13 protein-coding genes are annotated in these 21,662 nt (G+C 54.8%); 12 read left to right on the forward strand and 1 reads right to left on the reverse strand.

Going from position 1 to position 21,662, the window contains the following annotated elements; all coding sequences use genetic code 11:
• Window positions 1-404: 404 nt before the first annotated feature.
• The 10 genes from SV7mr_RS22700 to SV7mr_RS22745 all read left to right on the forward strand — a co-directional run bounded on the left by SV7mr_RS22700 (window position 405) and on the right by SV7mr_RS22745 (window position 18,189).
• Complete coding sequence (locus tag SV7mr_RS22700) at window positions 405-935, forward strand: ECF-type sigma factor (protein ID WP_419187797.1); 531 nt, start codon at window positions 405-407, stop codon at window positions 933-935.
• Window positions 932-5,497: a WD40 repeat domain-containing serine/threonine protein kinase gene (locus SV7mr_RS22705; protein ID WP_145277009.1), complete on the forward strand. Its 4,566-nt coding sequence runs from the start codon at window positions 932-934 to the stop codon at window positions 5,495-5,497. Before SV7mr_RS22700 ends, SV7mr_RS22705 begins: the two co-directional genes overlap by 4 nt.
• Window positions 5,498-5,685: 188 nt before the next feature.
• Window positions 5,686-7,329, forward strand: a complete 1,644-nt coding sequence (locus SV7mr_RS22710; RefSeq protein ID WP_145277011.1) for a right-handed parallel beta-helix repeat-containing protein — start codon at window positions 5,686-5,688, stop codon at window positions 7,327-7,329.
• A 158-nt stretch (window positions 7,330-7,487) separates the two neighbouring features.
• Window positions 7,488-10,091: a discoidin domain-containing protein gene (locus SV7mr_RS22715; RefSeq protein ID WP_145277013.1), complete on the forward strand. Its 2,604-nt coding sequence runs from the start codon at window positions 7,488-7,490 to the stop codon at window positions 10,089-10,091.
• Window positions 10,092-10,131: 40 nt separating this feature from the next.
• A complete protein-coding gene (locus tag SV7mr_RS22720) occupies window positions 10,132-10,659 on the forward strand; it encodes a c-type cytochrome domain-containing protein (RefSeq protein WP_419187798.1) in 528 nt (175 codons plus the stop codon).
• Between the two features lie 17 nt (window positions 10,660-10,676).
• Complete coding sequence (locus SV7mr_RS22725; protein ID WP_145277015.1) at window positions 10,677-12,059, forward strand: Gfo/Idh/MocA family protein; 1,383 nt, start codon at window positions 10,677-10,679, stop codon at window positions 12,057-12,059.
• Window positions 12,060-12,078: 19 nt separating this feature from the next.
• The gene (locus tag SV7mr_RS22730; RefSeq protein ID WP_145277018.1) at window positions 12,079-13,491 is read left to right on the forward strand and encodes a sulfatase-like hydrolase/transferase; all 1,413 of its coding nucleotides are present in this window, start codon (window positions 12,079-12,081) and stop codon (window positions 13,489-13,491) included.
• A gap of 341 nt (window positions 13,492-13,832) precedes the next feature.
• A complete protein-coding gene (locus tag SV7mr_RS22735; protein ID WP_145277020.1) occupies window positions 13,833-15,167 on the forward strand; it encodes a Bug family tripartite tricarboxylate transporter substrate binding protein in 1,335 nt (444 codons plus the stop codon).
• Window positions 15,168-15,178: 11 nt separating this feature from the next.
• Complete coding sequence (locus SV7mr_RS22740; protein ID WP_419187799.1) at window positions 15,179-16,696, forward strand: tripartite tricarboxylate transporter permease; 1,518 nt, start codon at window positions 15,179-15,181, stop codon at window positions 16,694-16,696.
• Between the two features lie 86 nt (window positions 16,697-16,782).
• Window positions 16,783-18,189 (forward strand): sulfatase family protein, encoded by a 1,407-nt coding sequence (locus tag SV7mr_RS22745; RefSeq protein WP_145277022.1) that lies wholly within the window; start codon window positions 16,783-16,785, stop codon window positions 18,187-18,189.
• A gap of 43 nt (window positions 18,190-18,232) precedes the next feature.
• On the opposite strand, the gene SV7mr_RS22750 is transcribed toward SV7mr_RS22745, so the two are convergent.
• Complete coding sequence (locus SV7mr_RS22750) at window positions 18,233-18,943, reverse strand: (5-formylfuran-3-yl)methyl phosphate synthase (RefSeq protein WP_145277024.1); 711 nt, start codon at window positions 18,941-18,943, stop codon at window positions 18,233-18,235.
• Between the two features lie 284 nt (window positions 18,944-19,227).
• Here SV7mr_RS22750 and SV7mr_RS22755 point away from each other — a divergent pair, with 284 nt between their 5' ends.
• Window positions 19,228-19,869, forward strand: coding sequence for an ECF-type sigma factor (locus SV7mr_RS22755; RefSeq protein WP_145277026.1), 642 nt, complete (start codon window positions 19,228-19,230; stop codon window positions 19,867-19,869).
• A complete protein-coding gene (locus tag SV7mr_RS22760) occupies window positions 19,820-21,631 on the forward strand; it encodes a serine/threonine protein kinase (protein ID WP_419187800.1) in 1,812 nt (603 codons plus the stop codon). Before SV7mr_RS22755 ends, SV7mr_RS22760 begins: the two co-directional genes overlap by 50 nt.
• Window positions 21,632-21,662: the final 31 nt, after the last annotated feature.

Below are 21,662 nucleotides of genomic sequence, written 5' to 3' on the forward strand. Positions count from 1 at the left end.
GCACGCTTCACGATTCGTGAGCCGGTCAACTTTGGCGATGCCAATTCTGAACAGCTAAAGATGGTGATTCCCGAAATTTAAAAACTTGCAATGTTGCACATATTGCAAACACCACTAAAACAAGATGCGACAAACACGCATCGAAAGGGCAAGAGTTTTTCTTAAGCTCGAGAATTTTTCTTGAGCTCGGTTGGGCAGGCTGCAGTGGATCAAGATCGTCTTGGCAGCGACTTGGACTGCCACAATCGGAAACACCCGATGAGACGCAACAGGTGATGTGACTTCACGACGTGACAAATTGGGGCGACCGGCGGGCAATCGAGTCACCTTTCAAACGTCTCGCTGGTGTTCACGTTGACCGCGGGAAAAACATTCAACGAGCTAGGCATCTGGAGGAGTTTTCAGTGGGGCACACGGAAGTTAATCTCTCGATCTATCAGCAACTTCATCGCATTGCCAAACGGGCATTGCGTTGGGAAGCTTCGGGGCACTCTTTGCAGCCAACACTGTTGGCCAATGATGCCTACATGCAAATGCTTCATCAACAGCAGGACCCCTGCTCTGAGCGGCAAGGACCCATCAACTTAGGTGCGTCCATCATTCGGCGTTTGCTGGTCGACCGAGCCCGTCACAAGAACTGCCTGAAACGAGGCGGCAAGCATGGCCGAGGCAAAGAGCTCCCGCCGTCGATCGTTGATCCGCGCAACGCGATTGACTTCCTTGAACTTGATGACGCCCTGCGCGTTCTTGAAGAGCAAAGTCCGCGTGTGGCGAAGATCATCGAGCTGAAGTTCTTTGGCGGGTTCACGCATGAAGAAATCGGTAAGCAACTCAGCATTTCAGCGCGAACGGTCGTCAACGACTGGCGATACGGCAAGGCTTGGCTCTACAGGGAATTACGTGGTGCTGAGAGCAGTGAGTCATCAAGCGCATGAAAGGGCACGACTCCAAGCAGGTCCGAGAGCTTTTCTTAGCGCTGGTTGATCTTTCTAGCAACCAACAAGAGCCGTGGCTGCGTGAACAAGTGAAAGGCGATCAGGAGCTCTATGACGAAGTCTATTCGTTGCTTCGATTTGACGATCCTTCGCATGACGCTTTGGAGTGTCACTTACCTGACCTGGTGTATGACACGGCTGACCAAACACCGACGGACAAGCAGAGCAACGGGGGCGTGGATCCAGTCTTTGGCCCCTTGCCGGAGGATCGTACGGCAGAGCCACTCTCGAATCCCAAAGAATTGATCGGGGCAATTGATTCGGCAAGCACCATTGAATCGGATCATCAATCGGCCAATGTTTCGCTCTCTGAACGGCAACCGCTAAGCGACATCATCAGCCACTTTCACCTTCCCAACTACCAACTTTTGCAGCCTATCGGCATGGGGGCGTTTGGGAGTGTTTGGAAAGCGCGCGACCGTCGTCTTCAGCGGGTCGTTGCAATCAAGATTTCTCACCTCCCGTTTCTTGAGGCGGATGAGTCCGATCGAGCGTATCGAGAAGCTCGGCTTACAGCGAGGCTTTCACACCCCAACATCGTCTCGATTCACGAGATCGGCGAGCATCAGAATCATCGATACATCGTCACCGACTTCATTGATGGCGTCTCGCTGTCGATGTGGGCTAAAGATCGCGAGATCACCGTGCGTCAGGCAGCAAAGATTGTCGCTGCGATTGCCGACGCGCTCGATCATTCGCATGACCACGGTGTGGTGCATCGCGATATCAAGCCATCCAACATCATGATGGATCGCAACAACGAGCCCATTGTCGTTGACTTTGGCTTAGCTCGGTTGATTGATAGTCAACCGAGCATGACGATTCATCACCGCCCCGTCGGCACGCCCGCTTACATGCCTCCGGAACAGGCCTCGAGCACCGGCGTTGGAATCGAAGCTCGCTCTGACCTCTATTCGCTCGGGGTCACGCTGTTCGAACTACTGACCGGGGAAAGACCGTTTCGAGGTGACACGGAGAAAATCGTTGAGCAATTGCTGCACAGCGAGCCCGTCGGGCCCAAGAGTCTTCGTGGCAGCATTCCAACCGACTTGGACACAATCTGCCTGAAGTGCTTACAGAAGAAGCCTGCTGACCGCTACGCAACGGCTCGGCAACTCGCGGATGATTTGAGATGCTTTCTCGAGCATCGCCCAATCTCTGCGCGCCCGATCGGTCGAATTGGAAAGTGCTATCGCTGGGCCATTCGGAATCAGAAAGTTGCATCGCTCTCGGCAATTTCGTTGATTTTGTTGGTCACGCTCTGGGTATCGATGCTGATCGGTTACAACCGCGTCAACTCTGCACTAAACGAAACACACACGGCAGTCGTGAACGCCCGGCAAGCGGCCTTCAAGATGCACACCAAACAGGGCAACGTCGCCTTTGAGAACGGCGATCCTGCTCTTGCGGCGCTTTGGTTCTCCAATGCCTCGTTTCATGCAGAGTTAGGTTCTCAACAGCGTAAATACAGCCAGGTTCGAACTCAAGCATTCCTGAACTCCACACCACGACTGACAGGGATGCTTTGGCATGATGGGGAGCCCATTGAAACGCTCGAAGTGTCTCCCTGTGGCCGGTATGTCGCGACCACGACGCTCGGCCGAAACTGTCGAGTCTGGGACCTCAACACGCAGTCAATGATGATGTTGCAGTCTCGTGCCAACTGCGTTGCCTGGAGTCCCGACCAGCAACACTTCGCAATCGGGCTCGTCGACGGCAATGCTCTGTTGTTTAACGCCACAAAGTGGGACGACCCTCTGCCTGTGTTCGCGGGCGAGGCTATTACCGCCGTACAGTTTTCTCCCGATGGTCGACAACTGGCGATTGGCGGGACAGGACTACATTTTTGGGATGTGCCCGCCGAATCATTTTCCTCCCCAAGACGCGAACTGATTCACCATGTAACTGCACTGACGTATTCGCCGTCGGGAAGCCAGCTCGCTGTTAGCTTGAGCAGCAAAAAGCTGCGGCTTTTCGAGTTGAATCAACAAGCAATCGTGGGGCCAGGCCAATTCATCGAACACCACTCACGTGTCTTCTTCGACTACGCACCCTGCTTACCCGCGTTTACGCTGCAAGAAGATGCTTTAGTGACCGCGAGACCAAGAAGCGCCGACATCGTGAACATCCAGGGGCTCAATAACATCCATCACTTTCCAACCCCATCTGTCATCAGCGGCATCGCCGCCAGTGCGGATGGCAAGCGCGTCGCGGTCAGTGGGCCAAAGCATTTGCAAGTTTGGAATACTGACAACGGCCAGCCCATCCTGTTTAGCAACATCACGCGTCACCATTTTTCAGACCTCAGCTTCAAACCAGATGGCTCCATGCTGGCTGCTGCGGGTCGGGACAATCATATCGTCCGGCTCATTCGGTTCGATAACGCGCCATCAAAGCCAGTCAATTTGCAGCATTCTGACTGGGTGCGTTTCGCACGTTTTTCTCAGCAGGGAAAGCAACTCATTACCGCACAGCGAGACGGTCTCGTACGCCTGTGGGACGTCGAACCCGACCTGGATTATCGCAAGCAGATCACGATTGGTGGCCGGAAGAGCCGAATCAAACTCAGCCGCGATGGATCTCGAATTCTGATCTGCGGTTCTGCCAGAATCGGCGGGACGGTCGACAGTGCTCAGGTCTTCGAAACCAGCACAGGCCTCCCCATCAGCCAACGACTCAATGAAGGTCATCTGCTCATTGACGCCACATTCACACCGGATGGCAACTCCGTTGTCACCGCTGACATCAACAAGGAACTAAAAAGATGGAACTGGAGGACGGGTGATCAGCAAGGTCCATCCATCGCACTCCCCAAGGAACCACGAGCCATCGCTTTTGACCCCACAGGGAAAAACTTCGTCGTTGCTTGCACCTCTGGACTGTTACAATTTCGCGACGGCCAGAGCCCCAGCCTGAAACTTCTTACGCAGAAAACACATGGCTCTGGCCAGCAATTGATGCTGAGAAGCCATCAACACACTAACGCCTACGTTGATCCCTCTGCAAAGTATCCGTGGCTGGGCGGAGAAGGTATTCGTCGCGGCAACTGCCTGCGTTTCAGCCAGAACGGACATCTGCTAATCACGACATGCTATGACTCTTCGGCCCAGATTTGGGATTTAACGAGCCTCGACAAAAAGCCTCGAACGTTACCAACGGACCAGCGGACGAGCCATTCATCGATCTCAGCCAACACTAAATTTGTCGCAACGACCTCCAGAAATAAAGCCTCGGTCTGGGATCTTGTTTCAGGTGAACGGCTTCGCACCCTGGAGCATCCCGCCGACATCGGCAGCATCCAATTTAGTGACGATAGCCAACAACTCTTAACAGCATGTGACGATGGAATCGTGCGATGCTGGAACTGGCGTGATGGCACACTGCAGAGCCCTCCGCTCTCTCATCCCGCCGGCGTCAACGAGGCGAAATACGCTCAACGCTCCAGCCTGATCATCACCTCCAGCAAGGATGAACAGTTGCGATTCTGGGACACTACCAGTGGGTTCATGATTTGCCCGCCGCTCACAATCAACAGCGATGGTGTCGACATTGAATTATCTCCTGACCAGAAACACATTGTGGTCTCCGCTGGTGGACGCCAGGGAAATGTGAGTAGCGTGGTTGATTTGCACAAGCTCATTGACAATGATCGACAGCCTGTCGAGGATGCGCGACAACTCGCGGAATTATTCTCGGGACGCGTGACGTGGGAGGCTAGTGAAATGGCGCTGACAACAACACAGCTGCTTCATCGCTGGGGAATGAGGCACGTGTCCTTGGATCGTGCCGTGTCCTTGGGACGTGCCCGTGAATTCGAGAGACTAGCCAAGTGGGACGAAGCGATCGAACAGTACCGCCTCTTAACCGATGCGTTTCCCAATCAGGACGCCTACGTCTGGCTAAAAAGACTTGATACCTCTTGCTGGCAGGAGTGGGATCGTCATCAGAGCATTGACATGTCACTGCCGATTTGGGAACAAGGTCGACATGCACTTGGCAATCAGGAACAGGAACTCTGCTTAGAGGTCGGCGCGGCCGCTTGGAGCTTGATCACGAAGAACCAAGCTGAGTATGAGAGGATCTGCCGCATCATGCTTGACAGGCCTATCGATCGCCAGACCCCAAGAACGCAGTTTCAGATTGCCAGAATCCTTGCCCTGGGAAACCATTCACTGATTGAGCCAGAACGAATGGTCGAGATCGCAGAGAAGGCCATTGCCCGGGACAGCTCGTCAAGCTATTTCGCCACGGCCTTGACTCCTTGCCTGATTCGCGCGCAACGATACGAGGAAGCACTGGTTCATTGTGAGGGTCATGCTGCACTCACCGCTCTCTGCTATGCACAGATGGGACAGCAGAAACTGGCGCGTCAATGGATCGAAACTGCCCAAAACGAGAGTGACATCGGCCCGGTTGACCCACGATCAGACTGGTTTCCGACCCGCCGATTAGTCTGGCAAATCTATCTGCAAGAAGCGCAGCATGTTTTAGCAAGGAACTGAAGACCATCTCGCAGGACGCTCCTTGCCGCCAAGAATCTCTTGAAATGATGCTTGGTGGTCGATTTCTGGTATGCTGCAACGTTCACTTATCCCCGTTATGAAACGGATCAGCACAGAGCGCCTGCGTTTTGACGCAGATTGGCTCCCAGCGATTAGCACTCCTGAACCGACTCTAAGGCGTTTTCCCCATGCTAAACATCCTGCGTCGCCACATGACTGTTGCGTTGACACTGCTTGCCCTTGCTCAGCACTCGTTTGCCGATCAGTTATTGGTCCCCAGCGACTATCCAACCATCCAAGCAGCCATTGATGCCGCCAAAGCAAACGACACCATCATGGTCGCAGGCGGTATCTATCATGAACGGATCAAACTGAAACGTGGCGTCACGCTCAAGAGCGTTGGCGACGACTCGCCGGGCAAATCAAGTCTGCATCGCGCCGAAACCACCATTCTCGATGGTGGTGGCAAAACTGGCCAAGGTGCTGGGGTGACCATGGCTGATCACTCCACTCTGGATGGCTTTACCGTTCGCAACGTCGGCGTTTTCGATGAAAGTGCCTGGCAGAAGCATCACGCGACACAGGGCAACGAACAGGACCATCAACACATTGGTCAACCCGGCACTCCAGGGATCGATGCAACCAATGTCTCCTGCAGAGTCATAAACAACATCGTTCATCACAACGGTTACAGTGGGATTGCAATCTCTGGCCCGCAAGCCGCTCCTCGCATCACCAAGAATACCTGCTTCAAGAATTTGGGCGCCGGGATCGCCTCGATGAACGGCTCTCGTGCATTGATTTCCGAAAACACCTGCTTTCAAAACTTCTACGCCGGCATTGGCCATGAAAATGCCAGCCCGACAGTCACCAACAACCACTGTTACGAAAATATCCGCGCTGGCATCGGCATCAGCGAAGGCGCTTGCCCGGTGGTCCGCAGCAATCGCTGCTACCGAAATCGCAGGGCTGGAATAGGAACTCGATCTGGCGCAGCGACCAAGCCCATCATCGAAGACAATGACTGCTATGAAAACGACATGGCTGGGATCGGAACCGAGGAGCACGCCGCGCCAATCATCCGCAACAATCGGTGCTATAAGAACCTGCTAGCGGGAATCGGATCGCAGGACCACGCCACTGCGACCATCATCGGCAACGAGTGCTCTCAGAATCAAAAAGCTGGCATTGGCCAACAGAGCGATGCACACACAACTCTGATCAACAATCACTGCCACGACAATCAAACCGCTGGCATCGGCTTTGAAGCTTGCGAAAACGGCACTGCCACCGTCATTGGCAACCGAGTGAACAACAATCAGTTAGTCGCCGTTGGCATCCATAGCGGCTGGAACGTTCGACTCGTTAATAACCAGTTGTCTCGGGAGACAGGCTTGCCTCCCATTGTGATGATCTTTGCGGGAGCCAGCGTTCAGATGTCAGGCAACACGATCCGCGGCGGAGGTGTTGCCGGGATTCGCGTCGCGGGAAATCTGCAAGCAGACAACAACGTTATCAACGGCATTGCAGTGCGTCCCGGCGGACCACCAAACTTTGCCATTTGGGCGCTGCCCGATGCAAAGCTGATCGTACGAAACAATCAAATTCAGCGGTGGCGCCATGGACTCTATGCCGAACAAGCGACCGTGACGGCAACGGAGAATCAGATCAGCGAGTTTCACAACGTGGCGTTTGCAGTCAAAAGCCTGCGTGGAAATCCAACCATCACCAACAACGTGATCACAACAAAAAATCCAGACGCAAAGATTGTGGGCGATGCATCAAGTGACATTCATCCGGAACACAATCAGCTGATCATCGAATCACCTTGATCATCGAATCGATGCTCCCCCGACTGCGAGAATCCAGCGAGTCAACAATCGCTTGGTGTCAGCGCGAACTGCGAGGCTGTGTCCAGACATTCGATCGGCAATCAATTACAATGGGTGATTCGGATTTCCACTCGGTTCCCCACCACCATTGATTCCTGATGACCACGCGTGTCTTGCTGACCTGCCTCTTCCTGGCCAACCTGATTCAACTTGCCAGTGCACAGATCCTTGATCAAGATCAGCAATTGGAACGCGAAACCTGGTGGTACAACAAGGACTTTGACTGGTACAAACAGAACATCCCTTTCTTTGAGTGCTCCGATGCGGACATCACGACGACCTACTACTACCGCTGGGACTTACTGACAAAGCACCTTACTTACGCCAGCCCGAACACGGGTTATTCGTTTACGGAGTTCATTGATCGTCCTTTTTGGTCAGGAGCTTACGGCGCGATCAGCTGTCCCGCGGGACATCAACTCTATGAAGCTCGTTGGCTGCGTCAGCCTCGGATTGCCAACGACTATTCGCGTTACTGGCTTCGCACTCCAGGAGCGCAGCCAAGAAACTATTCCACCTGGCTAGCCGATTCGATTTGGGCGGTGCATCAAGTCCATCCCGACAAGGACTTTCTGGTCGATCTCCTCCAGGATTTGGTCAACAACTATCAGGGCTGGGAGCAGCGTCACTTTGTGCCCGAAGTCGGTCTATTCTGGCAAACAGGCCATGATGACGGCATGGAATTTAATATCAACAGCCGGCAGACCAAAGACATTCTTCGCGGCGCGCCTAGCTACCGTCCCTCTTTCAATGCCTACATGTGGGCAGACGCGAAAGCGATCGCTCGAATCGCCAAACTTGCTGGCAACAACGACTTGGCAACGCAGTACGATGACAAAGCTCGCCAGATCAAACGCAAGATGCTGGAACTGATGTGGGACGAGCGTCGACAGTTCTTTTTTCCGATCCTAAAGAATGACGAAGAACGTGACGGCCATCGGCTCAAGGCGTTGACGCGAACGTATGAAAGTGGGCAATTCGCCGGCGACCCACACGGTCGTGAACTTGTCGGTTACGTTCCATGGCAATTCAATTTGATTCCTGGCAACTCACCCTACGATGTCGCCTGGAAAAAGCTAATGGACACCGATGGTTTCTATGCGGAATTCGGTCCGTCGACGGTAGAGCGGAATGACCCAATGTTTCTGCTCAAGAAATCCTGCTGCTGGTGGAGCGGTCAATCCTGGCCCTATGCAACCACACAGACATTGAAGGCACTTGCCAACGCACTGCAGTCCGACAGTCACACGCTTAGCCCCGCGGACTACACGAAATTGCTCGGCATCTATGCTCGCTCGCACCGCAAAGATGGCAAGCCCTACTTGGCCGAAGCCTTACACCCCGACACCGGTTCGTTTGAAGGCCATGATGCCTACAACCATTCCGAACACTACCTACATAGCGGCTACTGCGACCTTGTGATCACGGGACTGGCGGGACTGATTCCGCGAGACGATGACACATTGCAATTGCATCCGCTCGCGCCAGCTGACTGGGACTACTTTGCGCTCGATCAAGTGCCTTACCGTGGTCACTTGATCAGTCTTGTCTGGGACAAGCAAGGCACTCGCTATCAGCATGGCAAAGGGTTTCATGTTTTGGTCGATGGCAAGCGCGTTGGCGGTTCCGATCAATTAGAACCACTGCTGATCGCAGACGTCGTCCCCAATCGTCCCACCGGTCGCCCCAGTGCGAGTGATCGATCCAAACCAATCGCCACCAACTTTGCCGTCAACAACGACGGAACCTACTATCCAAGAATCACCGCCAGCTACACAGCCAGCGGCACTTCGCTTGCCAAGCTAAACGATGGAAACCACTGGTACCTGCTGCACCCGCCCAATCGCTGGACCTGCCAAGGATCACCCCACAAAACTGATTGGATTGAAGTTGATTTTGGCAACCAACGAACGCTTCACACCGTCAAGCTTTACCCGCTGGATGACAGCGACATTCCTGATAGCCCAATCGCAGTGCCGCAATCGATTCGCGTTGAATACTGGACCGACAACGGGTGGCAGGAACTGAACCGTCAAATGACAGCGGGCAAAATCTCTGGACACAAGCCGCTGACGCTAACTTTCTCACCGATTGAAACTCGGAAACTGCGAGCAACGCTGGTGCATTCAGCCGGGGGCTTCTCAGGGCTTACGGAACTGGAAGCCTGGGGCGACGCTCTGCTGCCACTGCAATCGCTGCCCCAACCACAGGGCAACCTGGCCTACAACGACGGCACTCGCGAATTCCCCCAGGCGACCGCCAGCTACCATGACCGCTTCGGTGGAGTGCCAAAGTCTGCGATTGATGGCATCACAAACTTCATCCCCACCCCGACCAACCGCTGGACCAGTTACGAGTCTCCAAACGAAGTCGACTGGCTGCAAATCGACTTCGGCAAAACGGTTCAGTTCAAACAAGTTGATTTAGCCATCTACGACGATCGCGGCGGCGTTCAGCGGCCCATCGAATACAATCTAGAAGTGTGGCAGGGTGAGCGCTGGCAACCGATTAAAAACCTCACCCAATCGCCCAAAGAACCCGCCGGCAGCCAGTGGAATGTCGCCACTTTCCCAACGGCCAAGACCAGCAAGCTAAGAATCTTATTCACCAACCGCGGTCGAGCCAGATCAGGCGTGACGGAAGTGATGGTCTGGGACGCGGCGTCAAACCAGACATCACCCCAAAAGCGCACCGGTCCGTAAACCAGTGTCCGACGGCAGATTGAAAGAACGAAATCGCCCAATGCGCCCCCTTAGAAAACATCAATCACCACCACTGCCCGGCGATCGGTTGCTGCGATTTACGCTCCCGATCGCATTGGCAATGTTCATGCAATGCGCTGCGAAGCTTCCCGCCGATGACTCCATCGGCTTGCCTCCGCAAGTGGCTCAACTGATCGAGCAGTCTTGCGTTGAATGCCACAACAAGGATGTGGCCGAAGGCGACGTGCAACTCGACGAACTGCATCAACTTGATCAACCAGCACGTCTTGAGTTGCTGACACGCGTGCAGGAGCAAGTCTTCGTTAGGCTGATGCCACCGGAGGACGCGGAAGCACTGTCCAGCAGCGATCGCAGGCAATTGGTTCAATGGCTGACAGACAAACTTGCCCAACACAAGATCACTGGACTCAGCGAAAAACGATTACGCCCCGCCTATGGCAACCCGGCCGAACACGATGGTGATCTGGACCTCAAAATGTCACGCATGAACATGCCACAAACCGGCGCGATCAAGCCCCTGAATCAATCGTCGCCGCTATTCCACTGAACCACTATCACCACATCATGACCAAGCAACATCGAATCAGTCGTCGCGGTGCTCTTGCGACTTCACTAGGCATCGCCGCCACCTCGCTGGGCACTGGCACTGTCCCGCGAGCACTGGGCTTTCAAAGCGCCAACGATCGACCACGGATCGGCGTGATCGGCTGTGGCGTGCGCTGGGATAAACGGGTTCATGATCCCAAAGGCCGATACGGTGTTGGAAAAGAATTCCCCAAGTTCGGCGACATCATCGCCGTCTGTGATGTTGATCAACAACGGCTGGAACGAGCTCAGGAGGTTGTCAACGGCTGGCTAGGCAGCAAACCAGGTGCTTCGGCTGATTATCGCAAGATCATTGACGATCCGAAAATCGATGTCGTTCATATCAGCACGCCAGATCACTGGCACGCCAAGCTTGCCATCGAAGCCATGCTGGCTGGCAAAGATGTCTATTGCGAAAAGCCCATGACGTTGACCATCGACGAAGGCAAGCTCATTTGTGAGACGGCACGCAAAACCGGCGCGGTCTTTCAAGTTGGCACTCAACAACGTAGCACACCGCAGTTTGTCAAAGCGATTGCGATGATTCGTGACGGGCGACTAGGACAACTGAAGCACGTCCAGTGTGCCATCGGTGGTGCGCCGGAAAGCCCTGAACTTCCCGCGGCAACAGCTCCCAAACATTTGAACTGGGACCGCTGGCTGGGCCCCGCCGGAATGACCGATTATCGCTTCAAAGCCGATGCACCGAATATCATTGGCTCTTGGTCTCGGTCCCATTATGAGTTCCGCTGGTGGTACGAATACTCGGGCGGCAAGCTAACCGACTGGGGCGCTCACCATATTGACATCGCCACCTGGGGCATGGACAAGACCGACACCGGCCCGATTTGGATTGATCCGGTCATGGTGGAACACCCCGTCAACTTTAAGGATGGTCAGCCAACGGTCGACAATCGATACAACACCGCGACTAAGTTCAACATTCGGGCGACCTATCAAGACGGTATTCATCTGACGATTCGCCACGACACCGATAACGGCATCCTGTTCGAAGGCACCAAAGGACGCATCTTTGTCAATCGAGGCAAACTGGTCGGCAAACCGGTTGAAGACCTTGCCGCTAATCCGCTGCCTGATAACGCCATCGAAACGGCCTACAAAGATCAACCACTTACCAATCACGTGGACAATTTCTTCCAATGCGTGGCGTCTAGGAAGGAACCGATCTCCGATGTTTTCAGCCATCATCGCGCCTTGACGACGTGCCATCTGGCCGGCATCGCCGCTCGACTAGGTCGCAAAATTCAGTGGAACCCCAAAACGGAAACGGTCGTCGGCGATCAACTTGCCCAGTCGTTTGTGGCTCGAGAAAAACGACAACGGTTTGAAATTGAAACTTGATCTCCCGCCCCGCCCCATCATGAAACAACACGCCCCAATGGCCCAACCATTAAGACTGCTTCTGATCTGCCTTTTGCTTAAGCTTGCCTTTGCCAATCCTAGCCAGGCCGATCAGCCAAAGCCTGGTCCTCTCAACGTGATTTTGATCATGGCCGACGACCTCGGCTACGGAGACCTCTCCTGCTATGGCAGCGATTCGATTCGAACCCCGGTATTGGATCAACTGGCTCGCCAAGGCGTTCGCCTGACAAATTTCTATGCTGGCTGCACGGTCTGCACCCCGTCAAGAATGGCGTTGCTAACGGGATCGTATCCGGCACGTGTCGGCTGGCGTGGCGGAGTCGTTGGCTACGGCATCAAGACGTTCAACGGCTTGGCACCAGAGGTCACCACCCTGGCCGAGCGATTCCAAACCGCCGGCTACAAGACCGCGCTGATTGGTAAATGGCACCTGGGAGATAGCGCTGAACTCTCTCCACAGCAACAAGGTTTTGAGACGACCTTCTATCTCAATAAAAGCAACAACCAAACCAAACAACTTTGGCAAGGCAACACATTAGTTGCCGACCCGTTCGATAATCGGCTCCTGACTGAGCAGTTCGCCGATCAGGCGATTCGCTTCATCACACAACATCGCCAGCAGCCATTTTTTCTGTACCTTCCTCTGACAGCACCACACTTTCCGGCCCAATCGCATCCGCAGTGGAAAGGCAAATCGAAACGCGATGCCTACGGGGATGTTGTCGAGGAATTGGATCACCGGGTCGGGCAACTGCTGGAGACCCTGGAACGCAACGCACTGAGCGAACGCACCATCGTTGTCTTTCTGTCAGATAACGGTGTTGAGCCCGGGCAAAAACAATGGGCCAGCGCGAAACCCTACCGTGGGCTCAAGTGGAGCGCACTCGAAGGCGGCAACCGCGTGCCCTGCATCATTCGCTGGCCAGGAAAGATCCCCCCAAACCAAACCAGTGACCTGCTGTCCGCTGCAATCGACCTTTTCCCCACCCTCGCACGGGCCTGTGACATAGAACTTCCAGCCAACCCAAACGCCAGCACCAGAATCGATGGCGTCGACTTGCTGCCTGCGTTAACCAAACAGGATGGCAAGCAAACGCCCCGATCGTGGTTGTTGCTGTGGCATGGCTGGGGAACCTTGCAAGCGATTCGCACGGGCCGCTGGAAATTGTACGTCGATGAAGTCAAGGAAATCCCGCAGTCAAACAAAGGCCCCGTCCTGATTGACCTGGACAATGATCCCAAAGAACAAACCGACGTTAGCAAACAGCACCCTGAACAAGTCGCGGCCATGCTCGCTGAAGCCCAAAAACAGCTTGCCGATATCCAAGCCAGTGAACAAACTCTGGGCGGCAGAGACTTGGCCAAGATCCGCGTTCCCACACCGCCCAAATGGCTTCCAAGCAACCATTGACAGGGTTGCTGATCAGTACCGTCCTGGCAGGCTGGCCGTCCGGCAGGCTGCAAAGAGCATTCTTGTGCCCCAAGCAGGCATTCAACTGGCAAGCCACCCGCTAGGGACCGAATCGAGGCAATCCTCGGCAGAGTGCCTGATTCGCAGAGAATCGCATCGCTGGCGGACCAATGCGTGCTGGGGGCCGGTTACAATAGGCCGCTCGCTCACCTAGAATCTTGCCAGCCCTGTCACCGCACGCGTCCCCTTTTCTTCTATTTCCCTCGGCACAACAACCGACAAGTCCTCTCGCTGTCATTCAGCGCGAACAACTTTCGGTTTCCACCAACGTCAGCCTGTTTATGAAATCTACTTTGCCTCGCTACGTTGTGATCGTGTGGCTGCTGCTGATTTGCACGGTCAACTGGGCTGCGGAGGTCGACTTCCCCGCTCGACCGGTCAAAGTCATCGTCCCATTTGCGGCTGGGGGCGGAAGCGACACCTTTGGACGAATCATCCAGTCTGCGATCCGTGACAACGAATTGCTGCCTCAACCGATGGTGATGGTCAATGTTCCAGGTGCGGGGGGAACGATCGGCAGTCGACGGGTGAAGAACACGCGACCAGATGGCTACACAATCCTGCTGCTGCATGAGGGAATTTTGACCGCCAAGCATGCCGGTCAAGCCGCTTACGGACCTGAAGCATTCACACCCATTATTGGGACAGGAGACTCAACTCAAGTGATTGCCGTGGCCGCGGACTCGGAATTCGACGACCTGCCAGCTCTGATGGACGCTGTGAGCAAGCGTCCAGGAGAAATGATTTTCTCGGCCAACATCGGCGCTCCAAGTCATTTTGCGGGGCTGATGCTACAGGCCGAACGTCAGGGGGCTGAATTTCGTTACACACAAAACGGTGGCGGTGCGAAACGCTTGGCCGCGATTCTTGGCGACCATGTCGAGGTCTCGGCATTTTCCATTGCCGAATACGTTCAGTTTCGCGAAAGCGGACTCAAAGCGCTCGCACTGCTGGGATCCGAGCGTCATCCCGACATTCCTGAGTTACCCACCGCGACCGAGCAGGGATTCAACGTGATCAGCCAGAACATGCAGTTTTGGTGGGCTCCGCTTGGAACCCCGAAGGAACGCGTCGCGGTGCTGGCCGATGCCATTGGCGCGGCCATGAAGACTCCTGAAGTTCAGCAGCGTTTACAAGAAATGCGATTGCAGGACACGACGCTGACCGGCAAGTCATTGGAGGCGGAACTGAAACAGCGCGATGGTCGAATCGCGGCCGTCGCCACCTGGACTCCGCCAGCGCTGCCAAACTTTCCCCAGTGGGTGATCGCTGCTGCGATCCTGCTGGCTGGCATCGCTGTGATTCGAAAGCGAGTCTCGGGCGAAGCGTCCAAAGAAGCCAATCAGACCACACCCCCAGTCAACTGGTCGCCACTACTAACGATCGGCGTGACAACGGTGCTATACGTGCTGGCCATGCAGATGCAGTTGCTCACCTTCGTCCCCGCAACGGCGATCTTTGTGCTCGCCTGTGGCGGCTCATTGATCACGCGACAGGGCAACCAGCCCAAGCAAGCGATGCTTAAACCCGTCATGGCGATTGTGGCAATGGCCTTTACCATGAGCTTCGCGCTGCACTTCTTATTTACCCAAGTCTTGGTCGTTGACCTTCCCTAAGGAACGCTACATTGTTTTCAAACCTTGGCGACGTCGCTGGCTTGCTGCTCGCACCGATGTCGATTTTATTGATTGCGATTGGCTCCATCTTGGGTGTCATCGTTGGCGCGATTCCCGGCTTGACCGGCGCCATGCTGATTGCGCTTGCCTTACCGCTAACCTTTGCCATGCCTGGCGAGCAAGCGATGATCTTGCTGGTGTCGATGTATGTGGGATCAGTTAGCGGCGGCTTAGTCACAGCAACGTTACTGCGCATGCCTGGCACACCTGCGTCCATCATGACCACCCTGGATGGCTATCCGTTGGCCAAACGTGGACAAGCGGGCAGGGCGTTGGCATTAGGAGTGGGCGGTTCCTTTGTCGGCGGCACGATCTCCTGGTTATTCTTGGTAACGCTTGCTGGCCCGATGGCTCAGTGGTCGTTGAGCTTTGGTCCCTGGGAGTTCTTTGCGCTGGTCGTCGTGGCAATGGTGATGATCGCTTCGGTCGGTGGCAAGTCGTTAAGCCTGGGACTACTTTCGGGAGCACTTGGCATCCTGGTTGCCATGCCGGGTGCCTCGCCAGCAACAGGTCTCTCGCGATTGACGTTCGGTATCGCGGAACTTGATGACGGCTTTAAGTTGCTGCCGGTCTTGATTGGCTTGTTTGCAGTCAATCAGGTGATCAAACAGTTGATGGAGTCCAAACAGCAAGCGACCGAGGCGGTCGATCAAGGCACCAACTTTGAGTGGGACTTTCGCCGGGATGATGGCAAGACGCATGGCTGGAATGCCATTCGGTCTTCTTTGATTGGCACCTGGGTGGGCATCTTGCCTGGAATCGGTGCCAACGTCGGCAGCGTGATGTCTTATTCAGCAGCCAAGCGAGCATCAGCCACACCCGAGCAATTCGGCAAAGGAAGCGAGGAAGGCATTGTCGCCTCCGAAACCGCCAACAACGCAACCGTCGGCGGAGCCTTAATCCCGCTGATCTCGATGGGAATACCCGGCAGCGTGATCGATGCCATTCTGCTTGGTGCATTGACCATCCATGGATTGCAACCAGGTCCGATGCTAATGAACAGTGATCCGCTGATCGTGCAAACCATCGTTGGCTCGATGCTACTGGCCAACTTGGCCGTGACGGCATTCTTGTTCTTTGGCGTGCGACTGATGGTCAAAGCAGCCACCGTCCCACAGTATGTCTTGTTACCTGTCGTGATGGTGTTTTGCGTGATTGGTTCGTATGCGCTGGCCAATCGCATGTTCGACGTTTGGGTGATGTTGGGATTTGGGGTGATCGGTTATGGGCTAGAGCGACTGCGCATTCCTCTTGCTCCCTTCGTCATTGGTTTAGTGTTGGCTCCGATCGGTGAAGAGCATCTTTCGGCGGGACTGATGCAAAGTGGCGGCAGCTGGCTACCATTGATCAGCCAACCGATCTCAGCCAGCCTGTGTGTGCTAGCCGCGGTCCTGTTGGCGTGGACGCTGCGTCGTCGATTTCAGCAACCACCACAAGACTCCACCCCCGTGACGACCTCCACGGAGTAAACCACTCGACGCGTGTCGCTGATCACACCTTTCGTTTCACACCTCTGCACCCGTGACAGGTCGCCCGGCATGGTTACAATGTCGCTATGAATACACAACGCCCTAACATTCTGTGGTACTGTACCGATCAACAGCGTTTCGACACCATTGGCGCACTTGGCAACCCGCATGTTGCGACGCCAACGATCGACAGTTTGGTCAACAACGGTGTCGCACTCACGCACGCTTACTGCCAAAGCCCGATCTGCACGCCCAGCCGATCCAGCTTCATGACGGGGATGTATCCCTCGCGAGTACACAACACACGCAATGGCAACGAGACCTTCCCAGCGTATCCACCGGTGATCACCAAGCTGATTGCTGATTCAGGTTACGACTGTGGACTGATTGGAAAGTTTCATTTACAGAGCGCTGGCCATCGCACCGAACCGCGGATCGATGATGGATTCTCTTACTGGAAATTCAGCCATGCCCCTCGGGACGATTGGTCCGAAGGTCACGACTATGCTCAGTGGGTCAGCAGCCGCGGCGGTGACCTCGACGCGCTGCGAGAATCCGAAGACCGTGTGCCGCCGGAATACCACCAAACCACCTGGGGCAGTGAATGCGCGATTGACTTTATCAAGTCACACCAGGATGCCTCCCAGCCCTGGCTCCTTAACCTCAACATCTACGATCCGCATCCGCCATTCATTCCCCCCAAAGCTTATGCGGATCGGTTTGATGCTGCCAAAATGCCCGGACCGTATTTCCGTGATTCCGATTTGACGCAACAAATCAAGCTAGCGTCCCTGGATTTCCAAGACGAATTGCGCACACCGGAAGAACACAACGCCTTTCAGGTGCAAGCTTGGTATTACGCCATGATTGCTCAGATCGATGATCAGTTGGCGCGAATATTGGCGACCCTTGACGCCACCGGTCAACGCGACAACACCATCATTCTGTTCACCAGCGATCACGGAGAAGCACTTGGTGACCACGGGCTCATGTTCAAAGGCTGTCGCTTTTACGAGGGACTCGTCCGCGTCCCTTTAATCTTTTCTTGGCCAGGAAAATTTGCCTCTGGAGTTCAGTCAGACGCCTTAGTGGAATTGCTGGACATGACTTCAACCCTGATGGAGTTGTGTCAGGTGGAAACCCCTGACTACATGCAAGGCAAGTCCTTGATGCCGATCTTGCGCGGCGAAACCGATGGACATGATCACCGAGAATTTGTCCGCAGTGAGTACTTTGACGCGCTTGATCCCCACTTCACCGGAGGCACGGGCACGTTTGGCACCATGTATCGCACACGCAAGTACAAACTGTGCATGTATCACAACAAACAGCTTGGCGAACTTTATGATCTTGAAGCAGACCCGTGGGAGTTTAACGATCTGTGGGATTCACCAGAGCATCAGTCGATCAAAAACGAGCTGATTCGCGAAGCCTTCGATGCTCACGTCGTGCTGACGACTGACATGGGGTCACCGCGCATCGCGCCCATGTGATCGCACCATCAAGAACGCCACGCGCTGGCCTCCTGCTTGAGACTCATTGCCCAACGAGATCCATCAACTGACTGACACGTTGCGGATCGATCGCTTGGCGGCGGTTACCATCGACACAGACTGCTGAACGAAGGCCGATCACATCGGGCTGCAAGCGTCTTAGCAGAGGCAGATGCTGAAAACCAATCGAACCGGCGACGGCAACCGACATGCCTGCTGCCTTTCCCCGGCGGATAAACGTGGCCAAAGCCTGTTCGCTGAGCGCATCAAACAATGTCGCTCCGTCTTTGATCGCTGTATCGAGCATCACGACATCGGCCTTCGCGGCACTGGCCGCCGCAACAAGATCGTCAGCCAAAAGCCCATCAAATCGTTCCGCATCAGCGTAGCCTGCAGCGACGATTTTGGCCTCTGGATTCAGATCGTGGGCTGCACGTCGCACCGCGTTCATGACCTCACTCGCTTGGGCAACAGTCTTGGTTCCATACAAACCGGCCTTGATATAAGTGGCGCCTGAGTGCACAGCACCGACCGACGCTAATGCAGCCGTACCTGGCTTGGCAGGCAAGTCACCAAGCGTGGCACTGATCGTGACGGGAAACTCAGCCAGCGCTTCAGCAACCTGACGGATCAACCAAGGGAAGTTAGCGCCCAGAGAACCTTCAGCGGTATTCTTGATGTCAACGATGTCGACACCGACACGCGCAACAGCCAACGCTTCATCAAGGTTCACAGGACTGATCAAGACTCTCATGCGGGATCGCCAAGGGATTGAACACGCATGTCATGAGGCCATCCGAACGCGTGCGAAGATTATCAATCGGGTCAAATCGCAACGAAGACGCTTTGCCCGCCAAGCATTCGCCCAAAGAGAATCAATCCCCACAATTGATCGACACTTTGAGGCGGGTATCATAGTCAGAGCCCTCACCGACAACAACCAGCGGCAACCTCGCCCTGGGCTGGCCTTGGGCGCATCGCACCACCGCAGGTGATGCTCATTCGCCGTCACCAACAAGGCCTACAATCAGCAACCTCATGCCCGAATTTGACAATATCAGCGACTGGATTGAAGGCGCCAAGGACGGCCAGTCACATGCGGCTAACCAGCTTTGGCAGCACTACTTTGATCGCTTGGTACAAACGGTTCGCCAACAACTGCTTGGCCAAAATCGAGCGATCTCTGATGAAGAGGACATTGTTTTAAGCGTTTTCAATAGCTTTTACGCTGCAGCTCAACAGGGTCGGTTTCCTGAGCTTTCCGACCGCAATGGTCTCTGGGGACTGCTGCTAAGCATGGCGGCTCGAAAGGTGATCGATAAACGCCGCCACGACCAACGACAGCGACGTGGTGGAACTCATCGTGTTCAATCGCTTCACGAAAACCCCGAGACATTGATCGAAACCATTGGGAACGAGCCGTCCCCTGAAATGGTGCTGATGATGCAGGAATCCATGGAGCGTTTTTTTTCTCATCTCGGTGTCGGGCAACTGCGAGATGTAGCGGTTGCTAAGTTAGAGGGACATTCCAACGCGGCCATTGCCAAGCGTTTTGAATGCTCTGAGCGGACAATCGAGCGTCGATTGCACCTGATTCGAGAAAAATGTCACCAGGAATTCATCACCGACCATGAGCATTCGCCACAAGAAACTCCCGATCGAAGCACTGGAACGGATTGACGACCTGTGTGCCGATTTTGAACGGAATTGGCAACAAGATCAGCCGATCAGCATTGAGTCTGTTCTGCAGGTTGACCTGCCGGAACCAGAACACGACGTGCTGCTGGCGGAATTGATTGCCCTGGACATCGACTATCGACAACGTCGTGGCGACCCGCCCAATCAGCAAGAGTATTTGGAGCGTTTCCCCGACCATGGACTGGTGATCGAAGACCTGTTCAGCGACCAAGACAAACCGACGGCTCCCTTTCAGGCTCCCTCGATTGCAACGCTTTCGGAACACTTCCCTCAACTGGAGATCATCGAACTGCTGGGTGCCGGTGGCATGGGCGCCGTCTACAAGGCTCGGCAAACGGGGCTCGATCGTCTCGTTGCCTTAAAGATCCTGCCACAGGAGTTCGCACACGACGTCAAGTTCGCGCTGCGTTTCACTCGCGAAGCACGCACGCTGGCGAAACTAAATCATCCCAATATTGTTTCGGTCTACGAGTGTGGCAAAGCCGGCGAGACGTATTACTTCTTGATGGAATTTGTCGACGGACCCACACTTCGCCAAATCGTTGGCCAGCAACAACTCTCGCCACAACACGCGCTGACCATCGTTCCACACCTGTGCGATGCGCTTCAGTTTGCACATAACGAAGGCATCATTCATCGCGACATCAAACCCGAAAACATCCTGATGACCCGTGAGGGTAGCATCAAGATTGCCGACTTTGGACTCTCTAGAATCCTTGGCAACGACAGCCAACCGACTGCCTTGACAGCCACCCATCAAGTCATGGGAACACCGCGATACATGGCTCCCGAACAAATGACCGGCGCTGGCAGTGTTGACCATCGTGCGGACATCTATTCGTTAGGTGTTGTATTCTACGAAATGCTAACCGGTGAACTACCGATTGGACGCTTTGAAGTGCCTTCGCAAAAGGTTCACGTCGATGTGCGATTGGATGACATTGTCTTGCGGACGCTGGAAGCCGAACCTCAACGGCGCTACCAACATGCCAGCCAAATCAAATCCGATGTTTTGAGCCTGACATCAACGGCGGATCCCAACTTGGCACCCACCGAAGCACTGGCGCCCTCCCAAACACTGGGGGCATCGATGGCCAACCCATCGGCCGTCGCTGCGGAATCCCATGTGTCCGTAATGCAACAACAAGAACTCGCGGGAAGACTGTTGCTGACGCGGCGAGAGTTGATGCAGCGAGTCAAGCAGGCGCTGCGACCGCTGTTCTACGGACAGCTCCTTCAGATCCTCATTGGGATCGCCACCATCGCGTTGGGAGCCCAGTGCTGGGCCAGCAACACGCAGATCCCTCACCGTTTGACCTGTGGCTTGATCGTGCACGTCTATGGCGTCTTGCTGATCATCATCGCGGCCAATGTGTTAGTCCGAATCAAACGGATCGATGACTCGAAGCCCATTGAAGACGTGCGTCATCGCGTGGATGACGTAAAAAACTTCTACTTGCGATTTGGCTCCATCATCGGCTTTCCCTGGTGGCTAATGTGGATTCCCTTTGCCGTGACGATGGGCTTCGATGTCGTCCTGCACCCAAATTCGCTGTACCCGGGACTGATCGTCGGTGCGATTGGGTTGCTGTGCTGTTTTTGGCTTTACAGAAAAGTGCACCAAGCCCCCTCAAGCAATGTCAACCAAGACAAAGCACGCTCATTCCGCGATGCCTTTGCGGGCAAAAGCCTAGCGAAGGCTTACCTTGCCATCAGCGAGATCGAACAGGCCAAGATTCTGTAGCACCTACCGATGCTGTCTTTGTTGCGCCACG

The sequence above is a fragment of the Stieleria bergensis genome (genome assembly GCA_007745635.1).
Taxonomy (GTDB): Bacteria; Planctomycetota; Planctomycetia; order Pirellulales; family Pirellulaceae; genus Stieleria; species Stieleria bergensis.